The following is a 19,930-nucleotide window of genomic DNA, read 5'->3' as shown; positions in this document are numbered from 1 at the left end:
GGGAGCCTATCCTTCCTCCACGGACGTGAGGGCATCCTCCCCCTCGAGCAGCAGCTCGCCAGACCCCTCGATATAGCGGATGTCGATATCGCCGAACAGCTCGGCTTGTTCGATCTTCACCATCGCGCGCTTGTACAGCTCGAGGATGGCCAAGAACGTCACCACCACGACGGGGATCGGCGTGCGCTCGTTCACGAGCTCCGAAAAGCGCAACGCCTTCTTGTTGCGGATGCGCTGATGAATGGCCCGCACGTGCACCTCCACCGGAATGGGCTTCGCGGCGATATGCTCGGATTCCAAAAGGAACACGTCGCGCCGCGCAAGGGCGCGCGCCGCCAGAAGTGCCAGGCCGTCCAGCGTCACGTCTTTGAGATAGTCTGGCATGAGGTTCAAAAAGCACGCGTCGGGCCCGAACGGTCGCGCATGCATGCGGCCCTCCGAGACAAAGCGCATATGCAACGCGCTCGCGGCGTTCTTGTACTGCTTGTACGCAAGGAGCCGTTCCACAAGCATATCGCGCGCCTCGCTCGGTGCGAGCTCCTCCAGCTCGTCGACCGCCGCATCGCGCTCGCGCGGCAGCAGACTCTCGGCTTTGATCTCCAGAAGCGTCGAGGCCACCAGCAAAAAATCGCTCGCCACATCGAGATCGAGCGTGTCCATGCGCGACACCTCGGCCAGGTACTGATCGGCAATCTGCGTAATGGAGATGGCGCCGATGTCCACCTTCTGGCGACTGACCAGGTACAGCAGGAGGTCGAACGGCCCTTCGAAGCTGTCTATGCGAACCTTGTACGACATGGGCGGTCCTACGAGACGCGGAACGGGAACAGCAGGTTGGCTACCGAGCCGGCTGTGGCGTCGAGATAAAGCCCGATCGGGTTGAAGTGGAGCACGTAGGGCAGCAGGAGCACGACGACCAGGAACACCGGCAGCGCGTACTGCTGTACCTTGTAGTACTTCGGCAGGTATTTCGGCGGCAGGAAGAACGCAAAGATCGACGAGCCATCGAGCGGGGGGATGGGCAGCAGGTTGAAGAACATGAGGTACAGGTTGATGAGTGCGAACATTGGCAGGAACATGAGATAGAAATAATAGAAGAGCTCGTTTTGCTGTACGAGTTGGGCCACCGGCAGGACAAGGTAGAGCGCCCATGCGACCAGGCCCGCCAGCGCAGCCATGGCAAGGTTGGCGGCGGGGCCGGCCAAACCCACGATAAGGTCACCCTTGCGGGGATCCTCGAAGTAGGCTGGATTGTACGGAACGGGCTTCGCGTAGCCGAAGACCGGCATGTTCATGGCGATGAGCAGCAGCGGCATGATGACGGTGCCGAACGGATCCACATGCTTGAGCGGATTGAACGAAAGCCGCCCGGCGCGCTGCGCCGTCGGGTCGCCCAGCTTGTAGGCGGCGAACCCGTGGCTGGCCTCGTGCAGCACGATGGCCGGAACGAAGCACAGGACGCTGATGATGATATACGGCAACGTTGCAGACATAATGCTGACCAGTCTATCGCAACCTCGGGCACCCATGCACTCGGCCGGGGAAACTTCACAAGTGCCCCCGTCGTGGCGACAGGCAGCTGACAACGGCTCGCGCTACTTGTCGACGAAGCAGTCGCAGCAGCGTTCCTTGAAGGGTTGGACGGAGTCGATCATGCCGGCGAGCTTCGTTTCGAACTTCTTGACGGAGTCCTTGCCGACAGGCAGCCACAAAGGGAGCGGCTCGTCGGCCGAGACGATGTCGAAAACAAGCTGCGCGGCCTTGCGCGGATCGCCGTGCTGCCGATGGTTGTGGCCGAGGCAAAACTCCTGGGCGCCGCGCGCAGGCGTGCCGTCGTATACGTCGAGAGGCGCCTCGGGCGAACGGATCGAACTCGAGTCGAAGAAGTTCGTGCGGAACATGCCGGGCTCGACCACCATGCTCTCGATACCGAAGCCCTTCATCTCGAGCGCCAACGCCTCGCTCACGGCGGCCACGGCAAACTTGGTCGAATCGTAGAGCGCTCCTCCCGGATCACAGGCGAAGCTGGCCATGGAGCCGATATTGACGATACGGCCCGCCCCCTGCGCGCGCATCGCGGGAAGCACCGCACGAGTCACGTTCATCATGCCGAACACGTTCGTGTCGAATATTGCGCGCGTTTCCGCATCGGTGGTCTCCTCGAGCGCGCCGAAGATGCCGTAGCCTGCGTTGTTCACCAGCACGTCGATACGGCCGAACGCGTCAAGGACGCGCTGCACGGCATCGGCTATTGTATCGGTGTCGCACACGTCGAGCGCGACCGCCACGAGGCCTTCCTGTTTTCCAAGCGCTTCGCTCACCGCTTCGGGCCGACGAGCGGTCGCAGCAACGCGGCAACCGCCTTCGAGGGCAACCTTCGCGAACTCGCTTCCCAATCCTCGGCTGGCACCGGTGATCATCCAAACAGGACCGTCGAGCATACCGCTCTCCTTTCTTCGACAGCTCGGCGCTCTGCGTACTCATTGTCGCAGGGCGCCGGCGCATGATCGGATTCGGCGAGCCGCAGCCTAGGCGTTCTCGGCCTCGAACTTCTCCATGAACTCCACGAGCGCCTTCACGCCCTCGCGGGGCATGGCGTTGTAGATGCTCGCGCGCATGCCGCCCACGCTGCGGTGGCCCTTGATGTTCTCGATGCCGGCCTTCTTCGCCTCGGCGACGAACTTCGCGTCCAGCTCGTCGCTTCCCGTGACGAACGGCACGTTCATGATGGAGCGGTCCTCCACGCGTGCCGTGCCGCTGAAGAGCTTGCTCTCATCTAGGTAGTCGTAGAGCAGCTGCGCCTTCTCCCGGTTGCGCTTCTGCATGCCCTCGAGGCCGCCTTGGGCCTTCAACCACTTGAACACGAGCCCGCAGATGTAGATCCCGTAGCACGGAGGCGTGTTGTACAGGCTGTCATTGTCGGCCATCGTCTTGTAGCGCAGCATGGTGGGCGTGCCGGGCAGCACGTCCTCGGTGACGAGGTCGTCGCGCACGATGACGATGGTGACGCCGGCCGGTCCGACGTTCTTCTGCACGCCGCCGTAGATGAGGCCGTACCTCTCGACGTCGATGGGCTCGGAGAGGAAGCACGACGACACGTCGGCCACGAGCGGCTTGCCGTTCGTGTCGGGCAGCTCGTGGTACACGGTGCCGTAGATGGTCTCGTTCTGGCAGATGTAGACGTAGTCGGCGTCATCGGAGAGCTCGAGGGCGCGCACGTCGGGCACGTAGGAGAAGTTCTCGTCCTCGGAGGAGGCCACGCAGCGCGCGTCGCCGTACATCTTGGCCTCCTTGAAGGCCTTCTTCGACCAGGAGCCGCTCACGATGTAGTCGGCCGCTTTGTTCTGCATGAGGTTCATGGGGATGGCGGCGAACTGCGTGGACGCGCCGCCCTGCAGAAATAACACGCGGTAGTTGTCGGGGATGCCCATGAGGTCGCGCAGATCCTGCTCGGCTCCTTCGATGATGCTTTTGAACGCGGCGGAGCGGTGGGACATCTCCATGACCGACATGCCGCAGCCTTGGTAGTCGAGCATCTCGGACGCGGCCTGGGCAAGCACCTCCTCAGGCAGCACCGCAGGACCGGCGGAGAAGTTGTAGACACGCGCCATAGTGACGACCTCCTTGAACGAGCTTCATGATAATGTGATTAAGTATACACATTTCGTTATGCCGGCCAACGCTTTATCCCGCTAAAGCAGCGAACGAGGGCCTGGGCGGCTAGGGCGGCATTCCTATCGCATGCGACAGCTCGTCGTCGACGAGGCTATGCGACAGCCGGGAGCATTCTCCCTGCACATGATCACATCGATCCTACGAAAGTCCCGGCCATCCTTGCTGGCGCAGGGCCTCGTACGCGGCCACCGCCACGGCGTTGCCCAGATTGAGACTGCGCAGGCCCTCGCGCATGGGAATGCGCACGCAGCGGCTTGCATGTGCCTCGATGAGATGCAGATCAAGCCCTCGACTTTCGCGTCCGAACACCAGATAGGCTTCCTCGCCATACGCCGTCTCGGCGAACGAGCGACGCGCCTGCCCGGTGAACAGGTGCAGCTCGTCAACGTCATGAGCCTCGAAAAATGCATCGGCGCACGGCCAGCGCACAATATCCGCCTCATCCCAATAGTCGCATCCGGCACGCGCGAGGTTCTTCTGCGTCAGACGAAACCCCAGCGGCTCCACCAAGTGCAGCCGCGCGCCTACACACGCGCACGTCCGCACGATGTTGCCCGTATTTTGTGGTATCTCGGGCTCCACGAGCACGATGTTCAGCACGCGTGTTCGCTCCTTCCGCAGCGGGCGAAGGGCTGGAGGCCGAGAGGACCAGCCAGCGAAAACCGAGCGAAGGACGAGTGGGTGGACGCCCGCCAAGCGAGTTCCGAAGAGAAGCGAGGACCGCTCGATCGACGGGGCGTCCACCCGCCCGCCCTCACGACAGCTCCTCAGCCTGGCGCGCCATCTCGGCCTCCAGCTCTTCGGTCAATGTGAACCATTCCTCCTCGGCCGAGGCAAGCCGCTGCTTGAGCTTGGCATGCTCGGCGACGGCATCGGATGAGGCATCCTCATTGATATAGAAGCCCGGGTCGGCCATGAGCTCTAAAAGCTCCGCCATGCGCGCGTTGTCGCGCTCCATCTGACGGTCGAGCTCGGCAATGCGCTTGCGATGATTCTTGAGCGCGGCGTAGGCGCGGTTGCGAGCCTCGGCCTCGCGGCGCTTCTGCTCCTTGGTCTTGGGAGCGCTTTCGCGCGGAGCAGTGAGCTCGGCGGACTGGCCGGCCGGCTTCGCAGCGGCGCCCTCGGCCGGGCCCGAGCAGTCGCGTCGATCTACGTTCGCGACGGTTTTGGCTCCACGGAGCTTCGAACCCGCGGCCCTCGATCCGTCCTTTGCGCTGTTGCCCTTCTTGCCGGATCCGTCCTCCGCCATCACTTCGTCCACAAGCGAGCGCTCATCGGACGCAGGACCGTCCAATTGCCCGCTTTTGAACAGATAGTAATCGTAGTCGCCGTCGTAGTTGGTCACCTTTTCGGGCGTCACTTCCACGATGCGGTTCGCAACGCCTCGGATGAGATGTCGATCGTGCGTGATGAACAGGATGGTGCCCTCGAACGCGCGCAGGGCCTGCTCCAGGATATCGGCGCTCGCGATGTCCAGGTGGTTCGTGGGCTCGTCCAGGCACAGCAGCGGCCGGGGCGCCACGAGCATCTTCGCCAGCGCCAGGCGACTCTTCTCGCCGCCGGACAGCACGCTCACGCGCTTGTCCACCGCATCGCTTGTGAACAGGAACGCGCCCAGGAGCGTGCGCACCTGGGAGATGGTCCAGCCGGGCGCCACATGGTCCAGCTCCTCGAACACGGTGTTGCCGGGGTGCAGCTCCTCCAGCTGGTGCTGGGCGTAGTAGGTCTTGGTCACGTGCACGCCGTAGTCGATGGTGCCCGCGTCGGGCGCAAGCGCGCCGGCCACCATCTTCAGAAGCGTCGACTTTCCCGCGCCGTTGGGCCCTACGAGCGCTATCTTGTCGCCGCGGTACATGGTGAAGTCGAAGTCGTCGTACACCGTCTTGTTGCCGAAGCGCTTCACCAGGCCCCGCGCCCGCACCACCTCATCGCCGGTGCGTGGAGGCTGCTTGAAGTTGAAGTGTACGGTCTTCTTCTCCTCGGGAAGCTCAATGCGCTTGATCTTCTCCAGCTTCTTCACGCGGTCCTGCACCTGCTTGGACTTCGTGGCCTTATAGCGGAATTTCTCGATGAACGCCTCCATGTGGGCGATCTCCTCGGCCTGCTTCGCCGCCTCGGCTCGCAGGCGCTCAAGGCGCTCCTCGCGCGCCTTGAGGTAGTCCGAGTAGTTGCCCTTGTACAGGTTCACCTGGCCGTTGTCCACCTCGGCCACACGGTCCACCATGTTGTCCATGAACGCACGGTCGTGACTCACCACCACCACGGTGCCGGCGTAGCCGCGCAGGAACCCTTCGAGCCACTTCACGCTCTCCAGGTCCAGGTGGTTCGTGGGCTCGTCGAGCAGCAGCACCTCGGGGTTGCGGATCAGCAGCTTCGCCAGCGCGATGCGCATCTGCCAGCCGCCCGAGAACTCCGTGGTGGAGCGGCGCAGGTCGTCCTCCTTGAACCCGAGGCCGAACATGACGCTGCGCACCTTCGCCTCGATGGTGTAGCCGCCCAGCACCTCGTAGGCGTCGCGGGCGCGCCCAGCGGCGGCCAGCTGCTGCTCGGTGGGGTCCTCGCCCAGCTCGTGCTCCAGCTTGTAGAGGCGCCGCTCGGCTTCCAGCACCTCAACCTGGGAGGACATGACCTCCTCGAAGATGGGCTGGTCTGCCATCTCGATGGCCTCCTGCTCCAGGTAGCCCACACGCGCGCCCTTGGCGAACAGCACGCGGCCCTCGTCGGCGTCCTCCTGGCCGGATATGATGTTGAGCATGGTGGTCTTGCCGGCGCCGTTGGGACCCACGAGCGCCAGGCGCTCATACTCTTCCAGGCGGAACGTCACGTCGTGGAAGAGCTGGCGTCCTCCGAACGACTTCGCTATATGTTCGAGCTGCATGATCATGGTGCGTGCGTGCTTTCCCTCGACTCGTTTGCGGCGCGACGAAGCGGCTTTCGACCGCACCGGCGCGACCATTTATGATAGCCGATATTCGGCCGAAGCTACCACCCGCTTTCGCAGAGCCCGGAAAACAAGCTTATCAGAGGGCTCGCCCATTTGTCCTTGTGCCAGCAGCACGCCGCCGTGATGACGGTTTCGCCCAGCCCCGCCTCGAACTCCACCAGCTCGCCGGCGCGCAGCTCGCTGGCCACGGCGAAACGCGGCAGAAACGTGAAGCCCAGGTCGTTTTTCACGAGGTTCTTTAGTGGGAATGCTCCAAAGTTCGATGACATGGGAGAACGACACGCCCCGCTAGCCGCCGCAGCGGGAAAACGCTTGCCACAGGCTTACTCCCGCGGCTGCGGTTTCCGCGCCGTCGGTCTCGTTCTCCGCGCAGAAGGCGGTGCTATCATTGCGCGAACGCGACATGCTCATCCTCCGACGCGCGCTCGAATCCGCGCGTTCGACGTCCTTTATCTGCGAAGCGGATCCGCTTTCATCCGATCGCTTGACTTGGAGTGCGCTCCATGTGCTTCAATAGGCACAGCACGCGAACGAAAGGAGCGACGCGCTATGAAGATAGCCGAAGTGAGCAAACAGTACGGATTGAGCGCCGACACCCTACGCTACTATGAGCGCATCGGTTTGCTGCCCAGCGTCACGCGCAACGCAAGCGGTGTGCGCGACTACGGCGAGCAGGACTGCGCGCGCGTGCAATTCGTGAAGTGCATGCGCGGCGCCGGCGTGTCCATCGAGGCGCTCATCGAGTACATGCAGCTGTTCGAGCAGGGCGAGCACACGGCCGCCGCGCGCAAAACGCTGCTGGAAGAGCAGCGCGAGCTGGTGGAGAAGCGCATCGCCGACATGCAGGCCGGCCTCGACCGTTTGAACGGTAAGATCGAAAACTACGAAGAGATGCTCATGAAGGAACGTGTGATTCGCGGGGATGCGCCCGAAGCATAGCAGCGCGAACCGCAGGAGGAGCAGTTCGGAAAACAGCGCCGAATCAGCCCCACAACCCGCGCATTTCGCTGAAAATTCGGTATTGCGTATTGGCGAGGTTCGGGTATAATTCTCACTTGCGCACTGAAGCGCTTGATTCCTCGGTAGCTCAACGGCAGAGCATCCGGCTGTTAACCGGAGGGTTGTAGGTTCGAATCCTACCCGGGGAGCCATAAAATGCCAGATCACCGGTATATACCGGTGATCTTTTTGTTTACCCCGCCATAACAAGACTCGATGGCCGCACGATATCCGCACCTCGCAAGCTCCTAGGCATTCCGAGCCAGGCATCGGCACAGTCCTGCAGCCGTCTCCGCGATGCACCGGTAGTAGCCGTCGGGGGCTGCGTTCTGCACGGCCGCGCAGAACGCCGGCGCCCATGCACCCGGATGCGTCCCCACAAAGCCAACCAGCATCGCAACCTCATCAGCGGAAGGCGGCGCGCAGGCGAATCGATCGCAGAGCGTTGCAATGTAGAGCAGCTCGAGCCCCATATGGTCAGCGTACTGGTTGCTTGCGCCCCGCACCTCCAAGCCTGCCTGCCGCAGTATGGAGCGCATAGCGAACGTCGCGCGGCCGAAGCCCGCATCTCCGATGCATCCAGGCTGCGCATAGAACGTCTCCCAAGGAGGAGCGGCCGGCTTCGGAGGGCCGACGAACAAACGCGCATGCTCCATCCGAACAAGACCGAGCGCGCCCTCATCTCCGACAGCCATACGGCGCGCGAAGCGTTGCGCATGATCCACGCCGCTCACGATGAGCTCGTTCGCACAGCCGACGCCGACGAGCCCCTCTGCGAAAACGCCCCAAAACTGCTCGTGCAGTCCGAGGGCCGTATCGCGCGAGGGTGGATCGAGCAGGCTGTTTCCCAAAAAGGCGAACCGCTCGGACAAAAGCTCCCATTCCGAAGGACCGAACGCGAAGACGCCCACGTTCGGCTCGGCATCCGCTTGCATGCGAGCAGACGGCACGTCGAGCACGCTCATTGCGACCGCTCCTGCTCGCCGGCGCGCACCGTCCCGAAACGGCAATCGAGGGAGGCTTCGATCGGCTCGTGGGACGCAACGACGTCCTCTCTTTCAACAGCGAGCATGCCTTTGTCCGTCAATCCTTCTTCTGATGAGACATCGTCCACCAAAAATCGTTGAGCGAGCACGAGGAAGGCCAGGACGCCGAGCGCGAAAACACCTGCCACGATGAGCACCTCGGGAAGCGTCGGAGCATACGAACTGACGACCGTCCAACCGTGCACGCCTTCGACGCCCTGCGTCGAGCTCGAACCGGAGATAAGCCCGGGCGCGCCAGCCACGTTGGGATAGACGAAGCTGCCAAGCAGCAGCCAGATGCGCTTGCAGAACACACCTGCAAGCACGCCAGCACTTGCAAGCGCCACGATGCCCGGTCGACGTCGGTTCTTCGCAAACGCAAGAATCAAGCAAGGCGCGAACACGCCGACGATGACCTCGATCCAGAAAAACGGCGCCATCGATCCCGACGTCATCTCAGCGAGCAATGCGGCGGCCCCCTCCGTACCCGGGTACGCCATAGTCAGCACCTCGCAGCCAACCATATAGCCGTCGACAGCAACGAACAGGGCGAGCAACCCGGCCAAACCCGAGAGGCATCTTTCTGAACCAGCCCGCACGCGGTTGCGGTTCAACCAGATAAGTGCGAGCACGAGCAACGCCAAGCCCGAGTCGAGCGCCGATGCGACAAACAGAGGGGCCATGATCGACGAGTACCACCCCTCACGAGCGATCTGCAATCCGAAAAGCCACGCCGTGACGGAAGGCACGAGCACCGCAATAGGCAGAGCGATGCGCGCCGTCGCCATCTGGCTGGCCGCAGTGCCGCGTTTGGACGTCAGCAGGTACAAAAACACCACGCCCACCACGAGAAAGCAGCTGACCAGACAGACATCCCAGAACAACGGAGAAGCAGGGTTGAACGAGAGCATCATGTTCGCTATACGGACGACACCGCCCAGGTCGATGAGTACGAGGGCCCCGGCCAGCAGCATGCACACGACGGATATGATGACGGCCGGGAGCACCGCCGCACGATATGCCGAAGCGCGGAACACCGTCACACCTGAAGCTATGGCAAGCGCGCCGGCGCCAAGTCCTTCGAGAAACATGAAGCCCGCGATGTAGAGCCCCCACGACGTGCCGTTCGACATGCCGGTGACGCCCAGGCCTCCAACAAGCTGGAAGATGTAGGCGCCCATACCGAGTGCGACGAGCACGGCCAAAACGGCGATAGTGATTTTGTAAGGCCTTGTCAGACTCATGATCTCTCCTAACCGATGTAGAAGATCTGGGGCCGAGAACCCTTTTCTTCGAGAAGATGATGCGCGCCCGAACGAAGTGCAGCCCGGGATATCTCGCTGTCGGGATCGTCCAAATCACCGAAGATGCGGGCGCGCGCTGGACACACGCGCACGCACAGGGGAACCTCGTCGCCATCGGTTCGCTCCTTGCATAGCGTGCACTTCTCCACCACGCCCTTTGCACGGACAGGAACGCGAGCGTCGCCATAGTCGAAACCAGGCTCGCGCACCGGGTCGTCCCAGTTAAACACGCGCGCATTGTAGGGGCACGCCGCCATGCACATACGACAGCCGATGCACTTGTCGTAATCCACCTCGACTCGGCCTTTCTCGTCCTTGTACGTGGCGCCAGTCGGGCACGCCTTCTGGCACGGCGCATTCGCGCAATGCTGGCACTGTACCGGCAGATAGGTGCGGGCGAGCGCAGGGTACTCCCCCACCGCTCCGTCGATGACGTCGCAATCCTTCGTGAGAATCCTGTTCCAAAGCATCCCCATGGGTACATTGTTTTGCATCTTGCAGGCGTTCGCGCAGGTGTGGCATCCCACGCAGCGGTCAAGATCGATCGCGATGGCAAGCTTGGTCATGGCTGCCTCCTTACGCTTTCCTGAGTTCCACAAGGGTGTCCGAGAATGGAATGACCGGGCCGCACAGAAGCTCCGAGCCACGCTCGATCATCGTATCGTTCGTAACGGATTGCATGTTGCCCCTCGCAAGATAGTCGGCCGTCGCGCCCTCGCACAGACGCGCCGAGCCGGGCCGAATGGAAGGATTGCCCTGTACGCGCACCTCAAAGCTGCCCCGATCGTTGAACACCTCTGCGACATCCCCTGTAGCTAGGCCTCGCGCCTCGAGATCGGCGGGATTCGCATCAAGCGTTGGCTCGAAATACTGCTGAATCCACCGCGCATCGTTGAACTGATTGTGAATATGGAACCGCGTGCGCACATTCGCCAGCTGCAACGGAAAGTCGGCGCGCTTTGGATTGTCCCGCCATGCTTCAACAGGCGGCTCCCATGCGGGCAGCGCCTGCCCGAAGGAAACGAGATTCTCGTAGTAGAGGTCAAGTCGTCCCGAGCTCGTGGCGAATACGAGATCGGCGAACTCTTGACGCGGCTCGTCGATGCCGGGCAGAGGCCAGGCTCCATGATTCTTATTAATCTGCCCGATGGTGAGAGAGCCAATCTCAGGATCCTCAGCCCCGGAAATGAGAGTCTCAACGAGCTCGACCGAGTCCGACGGGAGCGCATCCTCAACGCCCAGCCTGCGCGCAAACTCCTTCTGAATCCAGAAATCGGTTTTGGCCTCGAATAGCGGGTCGATCACCTTGTTCTGTAGCACAAGCTGGTTGTAGCCCACTTTGGCATTGCCCACCTCGGCGTCCAATTCGAAGCGCGTCGTAGCCGGCAACACGTAGTCGGCCCACTTCGCACCCTCGGTAAAGTACGGGTCGATGGACACGATGAGATCGAGCGAACGCGCCCAGTCCTCGGTCTTTGCCATGTGCGCGAAGTGCTGCGCCATAAAATCGCCGCAGCAGATGTAGGCGCGCACGTTGTTGAGCTTCTCACGCATGTCGTAGGCGGCCATCTCGTCCTCGGACGGCTCCATGCCCTCAGGCAGCTCCCACGCTCCGAGCGTGGTCGAGCGACCATTCCAGCAGCCACCCACGAACACGCCAATGTTCGCACCGGGTTTGGCGATGTTGCCGGTAATGCCAGCGAGCACGGCGGCCGCATGCCCGGCTATATCGGCGTTGGACAGCTTGTCGTTGCCACCCCATCCCAAAGCAATAGTGGACGGGCCCTGTGCATAAAGCCGTGCAAGCTCGACGATCTTCTCCTCGACAACACCGGTGATATCGGCGCCCCAGGCGGGCGTGCAGGAGGACAGGCTCTCGACAAGCAGGTCGTAGACTGTGCGCGCCTGCGCTTCACCCACCTTCGTCGTGCCGGAAAGAGCCGGCTCGACGCCGGCGCGATCATAGGGAACCGGCGCTCCATCCGACCCGATCACAAGAAACGGGTTCTGCACACCCGTCTCGGGCTCCTCCGCCGCAGGATCCGCCACATGCTCGCGCAGGAGCGATCCCGTCCTGACGTCCACCAAGAAGGGCAGCGACGTATGCGCCGCCATGAACACCGCGTCGCCCAGGCCCTCATTCAGGATGACGTGCGCCATGGCCAGAAACAACGCCGCGTCGGTGCCCGTCTCGATGGGCACCCACTCATCGGCCTTCGACGCCGTGGTGGAGAAATGCGGGTCGACGACGATCATATTCGCCCCGGCCTCCTTCGCCTCGAAGAACAAACGCACCTGAGGCAAGCTGGATTCGCAGAAATTGCTGCCGACGGTCAGCACGAGACGCGCATTCACCCAATCGCGCGCTTCGGCGGTCGCCATGGCATAGCCTCCGCCAAACCCGATGGCAGGATCAAGTCCGTTTCCGGTACCCACGTCGATACCTGTGTTACCGCCCGTCTGGGCGCCGAGCATGGCGGCCAGAAACGGAAAGTTCGCCTCACTTGATGCCGTGACCATCACGGCATCATTGCCGTGCGTCTCTTGGATGCCCTGAATGCGCGTCACGATATCATCAAGTGCTTCATCCCAGCTCACCTGCACGAACTCATTCGACCCGCGCTCGCCGGAGCGTTTGAGCGGCACCTGCACGCGCCCGGCTCCGTAGACGTGCTCCACTTCGGCTATGCCCTTGAGGCAAATGGTCTCGTAACGGTCGTCCACGCAGTCGTTCGGCTCCACCTTCACCAGGCGCCCGTTCCGGACCGTGCACTTGAGCGGGCACATCCCGCCGCAATGCTCCTGATGGTACGTGCAGGCGATACGTTCCTCGCCCCCATCAGCGCTCGTCGCGCCCACAGGGCCAACGGCTGCATGCGCTGCTGCAGGCGCCAACCATCCGTACGGCATCACCATGCTTGCCGCCGCGCCCATGCCGCACGCCGCAAGCGACTCTTTCAGGAAGCCACGTCTCGTCAGCTCCATGCCGTGCTCCTTCGCTCTCGTTCCACGTTCGTTTGCTCGTTCGCTTCTTCCCGCCGCAGGTGCGCCGAGAGGCGTTCCGGCCGCTAAGTCTAGCCAGCACACGCGGCGCCGTCATCGTCTTCTCGAACCAAATATGAGCATGATGCTTTGTGCATTCTGAACAAAGCTCGGACTCATACCTGATAGAATGACCGGACGTCGCCGATTGGAAGGCCCGCCGTTGCTCACCCGTTGATAAGGCCGTGCCGATCGGCTTCTCAAACCAGCCGATTATCAGAGAAGCCTCGTCAGGGCATCGAACCGTTCCGCCGCCAAGGAGTGCTATGGACTTCAATCTCGATCTCGTCTATGCAGAGCTCGCCGATCTGCACCCCATTGCCCGGTTCGCGTCGCACTCGGCGCTCGACCTCGACCGTATCGAAGTGTTCTCGCCCGCAAGCAGACCGCGCCCTGGAACCCTTTTCATCGCCGATATCTGCACGTGCATGCAGCAGAAACACGACATCGCGCACTTCGGATCGTTCGTCGTGCTCGGATACGATGCCGATGCGAACCATCTGAGCTTAGAAGGTTTGAACGCGATCTTCGTACCGGCTGCAGAGGGGCTTCCGTCCCCTCATGAACTGCTCGGACGCCTCCTTGAGTACCGTATGCGCCTTGACGGTTGGGCGGAAGGCATCCTTGCAGCAATGGCCCGCGACGCCCCGCTGCAGGAGGTGTTCGACGTCGCAGCGACCATGTTCTCGAACCCGATCATGCTTTCCGACGGAGCACTCTACTTCGTTCTGACGGCCGGGACGATTCCTGAAGGCTTTCACGACCGGCTGTGGACCCCCGCAATCGAAACCGGCATGTGCCCTTCCGAGCTCTACGCGGAGGCATGGGCGGCATGTTCGGGAAACGCATTCGGAAGGCGAGACGCCTATCTCGTCCCCAATGCGATGGACGATGGTCGCACCTATCTCGTACGCAACCTCGTGTGCGGCGATGCGTATCACGGCTGCTTCGAGCTGGTTGATGTGAACGCCCCGTTCACACCCGCCGATCTGGCCCTCGCCGACCGGTTCGGCGATATGCTCAACATGATTCTTCCCCGAAAGACCTATCCCCAAATCGCGGAAGCGTCCCTCGGCCCGCTGCGCGACCTGCTCGCCGGATCGGCCGTGCGACCGCGCGCACTCGAATGCGGACTGGCTGAGCTGGGGTGGAAGGTAGACGACTCCTATTTTGTGGCGTGTTTCAGCGGGGCAGACGAGGAGGATGAAGCGCAGAGCGCGCAGACACTGCGACGTATCTCCAGGCGCTATCCGTTGGCACGCTTCTACCAGGAGGGAGCATCCCACCTGATGATCGCGCGCAACGACGACTATCCTTTGAGCGTTATGCACGATCGCCACGCCCGCTGCGATGCCGCCCCCGATACGGAGCCGCGATTTCTTGCGGGGTTTTCATCGCTTTTCATGGATTTCTCGCTCGTGCGCACGGCGGCTGATCAAGCCGCATTCGCCTATCGACATGCCGACAAAGGAGCCTATGCGGGCAGGTTCGGCATATCGCGAACCTGCTTTTATGACGACTGCTGGTTCGAGGACGCTGCCGAGCGGCTCGCGCTCGACGACGGCGTGCACCAGCTGCTTGATCGCAGCATCGTCGAACTCGCGCTCTTCGATGCGCGCGATGGGGCAGACTATGTGCCAACGGCACTCGCCTATCTCGAGCATGGTTGCAGCGCCGTACGCACAGCCGAAGCGCTTTTCATCCATCGCAATACGCTCGCATACCGCTTGAAGCGCATCAAGGCTATAAGCGGCATCGACCTTGAGGACCTGGCCGAGAAAGGCTTCGACCCGCTCCGGATACACCTGTCTTTGCGCTTGCTTTCAAAAACGGGGACGACGCCATCGCCTTTCCCGTCTTCCGACGCCGACCGCAAATGAGGCTCGCGCGGACCACGGGGAACTATCCATGCGCAAGCGACGGCCCGAACCCCTCAGGAGGGTTTCGGGCCGTTGTCAGCAACCAGCGTCCGCGAACGCCGAAGCGCCTATCGTAGCGAAGAGCGCTCCTAGCCGAAGCGGTACTCTACGCCCATCGTAGGCTGCGGGTACTCCCACTTCTTGATAATGGTGTCGCCGCAGGCAATGCGGCAGGTACCGCATTCCAGGCACCCGGCGTAGTCGAACGTCTTGGCTCCCTCGTCGTCACGCTTGTACAGCGCGGCGGGGCACACGCGAATCAGCTTGTCGAACTCGGCATCGGACGGATCGTCGACGAGCTCGATATGCGCGTTGGACTCGTCGACCTCGTACTTGTTGATCGCCAGATACTCGTCGACGTTCACCGTGATCTTCATATCGCTCATAGCGCCTTCATCGCTCCTCTCACGTCCTTGAGCAGGTTCATGATTCCAACCTGCTTGACGATGGGCATCATGGACTTCTTCATGGGCTGGACGGGCGTGCCGTCGACGATGAACATCGTGTTCATCGCGTCGCGAATCATCTCCGGGTAGCCGCAGAACATGCGCTCGAAATTCTCCATGAAGTCCGGAACGGCCTTGAACTGCTTGAGGTCCTTCAGTACGAAGGAGTTCTCGAGCGCCGTCTTGTAGGGGGCCAGGCCCGCCTTCGAGGTGTCGCCCGCATCGATGGCCTTCGCGGCGCATTGGCCGGCCATCTGGCCCGCCGCCACGGCGAAGTCCATGCCGCGCACCATATAGCCAAGATTGATGCACATCATGGCGCAGTCGCCCGCCAGGAGGACGCCATCGCCGACGACCTCGGGCATGATGTTGATGCCGCCCTCGGGCACCATATGTCCCGAGTGCTCCACAACCTTGCCGCCCTTGATGAGCGGGGCAACCGCCGGATGGTTCTTCAGGTCCTCGAGCATCTGGTACACCGGAGCTTTGCCGTGGTTGGCCGTAGCCTCGATGCCGGCAACCACGCCGAGGGAGATGGACTCTTTGTTCGTGTACATGAACCCGCCGCCGAACGTGCCCTTGGTGCAGTCGCCGGCGAACAGCCACGCCGCGCCCTCGTCGTCGCTGCCAGCCAGCACGCGGTCGGTGATGACGTTCGCGGGAAGCTCGATGGTCTGCTTCACGCCCACCGCCAGCGCATGCGCTGGCGGGCGCTTGGCGCCGACGGCCTGATCGGTCAGCAGCGAGTTCACGCCGTCGCACAGAAGTACGACTTCGGCGGTGATCTCGTCCTCGCCGGCCTTCACGCCGACGACCTTACCGGAGTCGTCTTTCAGAAGCTCCTCGATGGCGATGCCGTAGATGTATTCGGCGCCTTCGTTCTCCGCCTGCTCGGCAAGCCACTGATCGAAGGAACCGCGCAGAACCGCATAGGAGTCCTGACCCTCCTTGCCCATCTCGTCGGAGGTGAAATCGACGGTAAAGTTCGCGTCCGGCGACATCATGGAGATGCGCTCGTGGACGATCCTCCGCTCGATAGGCGCATTCTGCTCGAAATCGGGAAACACCTTTTTGAGCGAGTGTGCGTAGATGCGCCCACCCGTCATGTTCTTGGCGCCGGCATAGTTGCCGCGCTCAACGACGAGCACCGCCTTGCCCGCCTTGGCCAGCTCGTAGGCCGCGACCGAGCCGGCGCACCCCGAGCCGACGACGATCGCGTCGAAATCAGCCATTCTCTCATCCTTTCTCGAAACTGCGTCCCTCGTGGGCCGTTCGGGACCTCCCCGGCCCTCCCCTAGACTGCGGCTATTCTATCGCGTTTTGCATCTCAACCGCTAGAGCAGGAAGAGCATACTCCATATTCCCACCGAACCATCTTCGCGCCGATCAAGCTTCGCGGCGCCCTCGTCCTCTTCAATATCGCACGACTGATGCGAAAGCGATCATTCGTACCGCCACGTTCGGCAAGAGGCGTCGATAGCCTTGCTTACTTTAAGATGGCGGGGCTCTTTGCGGACGAGAGGCCCGCGTCCTGGTCGGCAACCAGCCACCAGTCTCGGTGAACGGAACAATAGAGGTCCGATTCCCGGACAGTATGAATCATTCGTCCATCTTTTTGCTATCGCAAAACCGCCACGAATCCTTTATTACTTATATTTTGACGATAGTATCACCGCGCTTTCACATATCCGCGCAAACGCATTCGAGCTTCACGGTACCCGAAGAGAACCCTCGTGCAGCGCCAAACGCGCCCCGCATGCCCGCTACTGCTTTTCTTGCGATGCACGGTTTTTTAGGTATCGGCGAATTACCACCCCGCTAGCGATGCCGCCAAAGCCGACGTTTCCTATCATACAAGCCAGTTCTTCGAGCGTGCACGGAAACACGGACATCGAGCTGCACCGACCACCTGACACCGCGTCGCTCGGCACCTGGAAGGAAATCGCTACAACCCAAGGAGGAGCAATGGCAGATTACTACGGAACCGAGACGGTCGTATCCGAACTTCGCGAGGACGGCCTGCTGATCATGCGCATCAACCGACCCGACGTGGCGAACGCCCTTAACGGCGTCACCTCCAAGGCCATGGAGAACATCATGAACAACGCCGAGCTTGATCCCGCGGTGCGCGCGATCATCGTCACCGGCACCGGCAAGGTGTTCTGCGCCGGCGAGGATCTCTCCGAGCTCTCAGAAGGCGGCGAGTGCCAGACCGTGACCGAGCACGGCTTCGGCGGCCTGACCGCGCGCCTATGCTCCAAGCCCGTCATCTGCGCCTGCAACGGCTCCGCGGCCGGCGGCGGCATGGAGATCGCTCTGTCCTGCGACATGGTGGTTGCCAACGAGAACGCCAAGTTCGGCTGCACCGAGGTGGGCCTCGGCATCATCGCCTCCACGGGCGGCCTCGTGCGCCTCGCCCGCGACATCAACCGCAAGGACTGCATGGAGCTCCTGCTCACCGGCAAGAAGATCAAGGCTCCCGAGGCGAAGGCGCTCGGCCTGATCAACTACGTCGTGCCGGCCGAAGAAGTCATGGACAAGGCCATCGAGCTGGCCGAGGAGTGCCTGAAGAACGCGCCTCTGGCCCTGAAGTGGACGAAGTACATCGTGCACGCCGCCGACCAGATGTCCGAAGAGGACGCCATGCGCTACTCCGATGCCGCCTACCGTTTCCTCGAGAAGACCGCCGACGGCATCGAGGGGCCGGCCGCCTTCGTCGAGAAACGCACGCCGAACTGGCAGGGCAAGTAACCGCTCTCGCACAGCTCCTTCTCGGCGAGCCGCCTCTCGTCCATCGCTCCAAAGCCTCGCCGATTCGCCCATGCAAAAACCCCGAGTCTCCAAGGCTCGGGGTTTTTGCATGCCAGATCCCCGTCGCGAGGCACATCGAGCACCGTGCTCGCATCGATATCCGGCCGTATGCCGACGCGAGCCGATCGCTTGGCGACGGCCGAGCGATGCATGCGGAGCGCAGGCATCATCGAAACACGGCGATATGACCACAGCATCTGCGACTCCTCTTATCCGGAGTCGCAGATGCTGCGAGCCGCAACTGTTACGCCCCGCGACGGCTCATGTCGTCAGCGTCGAGCGCGCTCGTCTCCAAAAGTGATTTACCCTTGGTCTCAGGCGCCATGAAAATCGACAGCACAAGTCCGAGGATCACGAGTCCGGCCGCCACGAGCATGGTCGGGCCAATGCCGAACGTCGCCAAGAAGATGGGGGTGCCGTACGTCGATACGATGGTGCCGATACGCGAAATTGAGATGGCGATACCCACGGCGCTTGCACGCACTTCCGTGGGAAACAACTCGTTGGGATAAAGCCACTGCAGAATGCCGGGGCCGCCGCTGAAGAATGCATACAGCCCAAAAGCCAGGATGACTACGAGGATGGGCGCATCCGGGAACAGCCCCAGTACGACCAAGCCCGCCGCCATTAGAGCAAGCGAGCGGATGAGCAGCGGGCGGCGTCCCATGGAATTCAGCCAGAACATGGCAGGGATCGAACCGATAAGGAAGAATAGGCTAACGGCGCTTTCTCCCAGAATGGCCTCATGGCCTTCGCCCAGCCCGAAGGCGCTCATGATGTCGGGGCCGAACGTGTAGATGGCGTACATGGGCACCACCTGGCACAGCGTGAGTATCCCTAGGAAGATGATGCGCTTGAAGTACCCGCCCTTGAACACCTTCGACAGTTTCGTCTTCTCGCCCGGGTCCTCCATCTCCAGCTCCACATCGTCGCCGAACACCCGGTGCACGATGGCGTCCGCCTCTTCGCGGCGGCCCTTCTGGGCCAGCCACATGGGCGACTCGGGAATGTCGTGCCGACCGATCAGGAGGATGATGCAGGGGATGACGGCACTGCCGAGCATCCACTGCCATCCGTTGGGCACGCTGTAGAGGAAGTAGCCTACGACCGCCGCAACGGTGGCTCCCAAATACCACGCCGCCGACACCATGCCCATGGAGATGGAGCGGTGCTTCTTGGGCGTGAACTCGGCGATGAGTGACGTGGCGATAGGATAGTCGGCGCCCACGAACATGCCAATGAAAAAGCGCGCCGTCACGAGCTGGAGCGGATCGCTCGCGAGCACGGACAGCAGCGAGAACAAACCGATGGCCACCACATCGATGATGAACATCTTGCGTCGGCCGATGCGGTCGGTCAGGTAGCCGCCCAGGATGGTGCCCACGAAGATGCCGACGAGTACGGACGCGCCGATGGCGGCCGTCCACATCTCGGTGAGGTCGAACAGGGGTGTGATCTGCGTGAGCGCTACGCCGATGAGCGAGAGCACGTAGCCGTCGAGGAACGACCCGCCGCTCGAGAAGAACGTGATCTTGCGCAAGAACGGCGTCATGGCCACATCGTCGATGGTGCGCTTCGCCGTATGCTTGACCTTTCGGACAACGCTCTCGCCGATCTGCTTTGCGTTGCCGGCCGCCTCGGCCGTCGGAGAGCTGGTCACCTGCGTCATATGCTTCACACTGCTCATGCTCTTGTCTCCTTCTGCGCAAAAAAGCCGCCTGCGTCGATCGCAGGAGGCTGCTTCGGGGAGCCGCAGCGACGAAGA

17 protein-coding genes and 1 tRNA gene are annotated in these 19,930 nt (G+C 62.1%); 4 read left to right on the top strand and 14 right to left on the bottom strand.

Annotation, left to right across the window (positions count from 1 at the left end; genetic code table 11):
• Window positions 1–6: 6 nt before the first annotated feature.
• The 7 genes from ABGT83_RS02495 to ABGT83_RS02465 all read right to left on the bottom strand — a co-directional run bounded on the left by ABGT83_RS02495 (window position 7) and on the right by ABGT83_RS02465 (window position 6,849).
• Window positions 7–798: a segregation and condensation protein A gene (locus tag ABGT83_RS02495; protein ID WP_103264906.1), complete on the bottom strand. Its 792-nt coding sequence runs from the start codon at window positions 796–798 to the stop codon at window positions 7–9.
• Between the two features lie 8 nt (window positions 799–806).
• Window positions 807–1,493 (bottom strand): site-2 protease family protein, encoded by a 687-nt coding sequence (locus tag ABGT83_RS02490; RefSeq protein ID WP_103264905.1) that lies wholly within the window; start codon window positions 1,491–1,493, stop codon window positions 807–809.
• A 102-nt stretch (window positions 1,494–1,595) separates the two neighbouring features.
• Window positions 1,596–2,441: an SDR family NAD(P)-dependent oxidoreductase gene (locus ABGT83_RS02485; protein WP_346685745.1), complete on the bottom strand. Its 846-nt coding sequence runs from the start codon at window positions 2,439–2,441 to the stop codon at window positions 1,596–1,598.
• Window positions 2,442–2,528: 87 nt separating this feature from the next.
• A complete protein-coding gene (gene serC, locus ABGT83_RS02480) occupies window positions 2,529–3,611 on the bottom strand; it encodes a 3-phosphoserine/phosphohydroxythreonine transaminase (RefSeq protein ID WP_346685743.1) in 1,083 nt (360 codons plus the stop codon).
• A gap of 202 nt (window positions 3,612–3,813) precedes the next feature.
• Entirely contained in the window at window positions 3,814–4,275 is a 462-nt protein-coding gene (locus tag ABGT83_RS02475; RefSeq protein ID WP_187143290.1) for a tRNA (cytidine(34)-2'-O)-methyltransferase, read from the bottom strand.
• A gap of 154 nt (window positions 4,276–4,429) precedes the next feature.
• Window positions 4,430–6,559, bottom strand: a complete 2,130-nt coding sequence (locus tag ABGT83_RS02470; RefSeq protein ID WP_346685742.1) for an ABC-F family ATP-binding cassette domain-containing protein — start codon at window positions 6,557–6,559, stop codon at window positions 4,430–4,432.
• Between the two features lie 98 nt (window positions 6,560–6,657).
• Window positions 6,658–6,849 (bottom strand): hypothetical protein, encoded by a 192-nt coding sequence (locus tag ABGT83_RS02465; protein ID WP_157938933.1) that lies wholly within the window; start codon window positions 6,847–6,849, stop codon window positions 6,658–6,660.
• A 319-nt stretch (window positions 6,850–7,168) separates the two neighbouring features.
• On the opposite strand from ABGT83_RS02465, the gene ABGT83_RS02460 reads away from it, so the two are divergent.
• Together ABGT83_RS02460 and ABGT83_RS02455 are read left to right on the top strand one after the other, a co-directional pair.
• Window positions 7,169–7,558: a MerR family transcriptional regulator gene (locus ABGT83_RS02460; RefSeq protein WP_103264900.1), complete on the top strand. Its 390-nt coding sequence runs from the start codon at window positions 7,169–7,171 to the stop codon at window positions 7,556–7,558.
• A 137-nt stretch (window positions 7,559–7,695) separates the two neighbouring features.
• Window positions 7,696–7,770, top strand: a tRNA-Asn gene (locus ABGT83_RS02455).
• 96 nt (window positions 7,771–7,866) lie between these two features.
• Here the strand turns inward: ABGT83_RS02455 and ABGT83_RS02450 are convergent.
• Genes ABGT83_RS02450 through ABGT83_RS02435 form a run of 4 tightly spaced genes read right to left on the bottom strand, consistent with a single transcriptional unit; the run spans window position 7,867 to window position 12,932 of the window.
• On the bottom strand, window positions 7,867–8,583 hold the full coding sequence (locus ABGT83_RS02450; RefSeq protein WP_346685740.1) for a TorD/DmsD family molecular chaperone: 717 nt from the start codon (window positions 8,581–8,583) through the stop codon (window positions 7,867–7,869).
• Entirely contained in the window at window positions 8,580–9,887 is a 1,308-nt protein-coding gene (gene nrfD / locus ABGT83_RS02445) for an NrfD/PsrC family molybdoenzyme membrane anchor subunit (RefSeq protein ID WP_103264898.1), read from the bottom strand. The genes ABGT83_RS02450 and nrfD overlap by 4 nt, the downstream gene beginning before the upstream one ends.
• A gap of 8 nt (window positions 9,888–9,895) precedes the next feature.
• The gene (locus ABGT83_RS02440; protein WP_103264897.1) at window positions 9,896–10,513 is read right to left on the bottom strand and encodes a 4Fe-4S dicluster domain-containing protein; all 618 of its coding nucleotides are present in this window, start codon (window positions 10,511–10,513) and stop codon (window positions 9,896–9,898) included.
• Window positions 10,514–10,523: 10 nt separating this feature from the next.
• Entirely contained in the window at window positions 10,524–12,932 is a 2,409-nt protein-coding gene (locus ABGT83_RS02435; RefSeq protein WP_346685738.1) for a molybdopterin-dependent oxidoreductase, read from the bottom strand.
• A gap of 323 nt (window positions 12,933–13,255) precedes the next feature.
• On the opposite strand from ABGT83_RS02435, the gene ABGT83_RS02430 reads away from it, so the two are divergent.
• Window positions 13,256–14,869: a PucR family transcriptional regulator gene (locus tag ABGT83_RS02430; RefSeq protein WP_346685736.1), complete on the top strand. Its 1,614-nt coding sequence runs from the start codon at window positions 13,256–13,258 to the stop codon at window positions 14,867–14,869.
• 128 nt (window positions 14,870–14,997) lie between these two features.
• Here the strand turns inward: ABGT83_RS02430 and ABGT83_RS02425 are convergent, their stop codons facing one another.
• Window positions 14,998–15,294, bottom strand: coding sequence for a ferredoxin family protein (locus tag ABGT83_RS02425; protein ID WP_103264894.1), 297 nt, complete (start codon window positions 15,292–15,294; stop codon window positions 14,998–15,000).
• Window positions 15,291–16,586 carry an FAD-dependent oxidoreductase gene (locus tag ABGT83_RS02420; protein WP_103264893.1) on the bottom strand — a complete coding sequence of 432 codons (1,296 nt, stop codon included), beginning with the start codon at window positions 16,584–16,586 and terminating at the stop codon, window positions 15,291–15,293. Before ABGT83_RS02420 ends, ABGT83_RS02425 begins: the two co-directional genes overlap by 4 nt.
• 733 nt (window positions 16,587–17,319) lie before the next feature.
• Here ABGT83_RS02420 and ABGT83_RS02415 point away from each other — a divergent pair.
• Complete coding sequence (locus ABGT83_RS02415; protein ID WP_103264892.1) at window positions 17,320–18,105, top strand: enoyl-CoA hydratase/isomerase family protein; 786 nt, start codon at window positions 17,320–17,322, stop codon at window positions 18,103–18,105.
• Window positions 18,106–18,409: 304 nt separating this feature from the next.
• Here ABGT83_RS02415 and ABGT83_RS02410 read toward each other — a convergent pair whose 3' ends face one another.
• Window positions 18,410–19,852, bottom strand: a complete 1,443-nt coding sequence (locus ABGT83_RS02410) for an MFS transporter (protein ID WP_103264891.1) — start codon at window positions 19,850–19,852, stop codon at window positions 18,410–18,412.
• Between the last annotated feature and the right edge of the window lie 78 nt (window positions 19,853–19,930).

The organism is Enteroscipio rubneri, from assembly GCF_963929405.1.
Classification (GTDB): domain Bacteria; phylum Actinomycetota; class Coriobacteriia; order Coriobacteriales; family Eggerthellaceae; genus Enteroscipio; species Enteroscipio rubneri.
This window is presented reverse-complemented; position numbering and strand designations above follow the sequence as displayed.

What these genes read in the sequence shown, in the direction of transcription:
- ABGT83_RS02495 (WP_103264906.1), bottom strand. Translation starts at nt 798, where the DNA reads ATGTCGTACAAGGTTCGCATAGACAGCTTCGAAGGGCCGTTCGACCTC.
- ABGT83_RS02490 (WP_103264905.1), bottom strand. Translation starts at nt 1,493, where the DNA reads ATGTCTGCAACGTTGCCGTATATCATCATCAGCGTCCTGTGCTTCGTT.
- ABGT83_RS02485 (WP_346685745.1), bottom strand. Translation starts at nt 2,441, where the DNA reads ATGCTCGACGGTCCTGTTTGGATGATCACCGGTGCCAGCCGAGGATTG.
- serC (WP_346685743.1), bottom strand. Translation starts at nt 3,611, where the DNA reads ATGGCGCGTGTCTACAACTTCTCCGCCGGTCCTGCGGTGCTGCCTGAG.
- ABGT83_RS02470 (WP_346685742.1), bottom strand. Translation starts at nt 6,559, where the DNA reads ATGATCATGCAGCTCGAACATATAGCGAAGTCGTTCGGAGGACGCCAG.
- ABGT83_RS02460 (WP_103264900.1), top strand. Translation starts at nt 7,169, where the DNA reads ATGAAGATAGCCGAAGTGAGCAAACAGTACGGATTGAGCGCCGACACC.
- ABGT83_RS02450 (WP_346685740.1), bottom strand. Translation starts at nt 8,583, where the DNA reads ATGAGCGTGCTCGACGTGCCGTCTGCTCGCATGCAAGCGGATGCCGAG.
- nrfD (WP_103264898.1), bottom strand. Translation starts at nt 9,887, where the DNA reads ATGAGTCTGACAAGGCCTTACAAAATCACTATCGCCGTTTTGGCCGTG.
- ABGT83_RS02440 (WP_103264897.1), bottom strand. Translation starts at nt 10,513, where the DNA reads ATGACCAAGCTTGCCATCGCGATCGATCTTGACCGCTGCGTGGGATGC.
- ABGT83_RS02435 (WP_346685738.1), bottom strand. Translation starts at nt 12,932, where the DNA reads ATGGAGCTGACGAGACGTGGCTTCCTGAAAGAGTCGCTTGCGGCGTGC.
- ABGT83_RS02430 (WP_346685736.1), top strand. Translation starts at nt 13,256, where the DNA reads ATGGACTTCAATCTCGATCTCGTCTATGCAGAGCTCGCCGATCTGCAC.
- ABGT83_RS02425 (WP_103264894.1), bottom strand. Translation starts at nt 15,294, where the DNA reads ATGAGCGATATGAAGATCACGGTGAACGTCGACGAGTATCTGGCGATC.
- ABGT83_RS02420 (WP_103264893.1), bottom strand. Translation starts at nt 16,586, where the DNA reads ATGGCTGATTTCGACGCGATCGTCGTCGGCTCGGGGTGCGCCGGCTCG.
- ABGT83_RS02415 (WP_103264892.1), top strand. Translation starts at nt 17,320, where the DNA reads ATGGCAGATTACTACGGAACCGAGACGGTCGTATCCGAACTTCGCGAG.
- ABGT83_RS02410 (WP_103264891.1), bottom strand. Translation starts at nt 19,852, where the DNA reads ATGAGCAGTGTGAAGCATATGACGCAGGTGACCAGCTCTCCGACGGCC.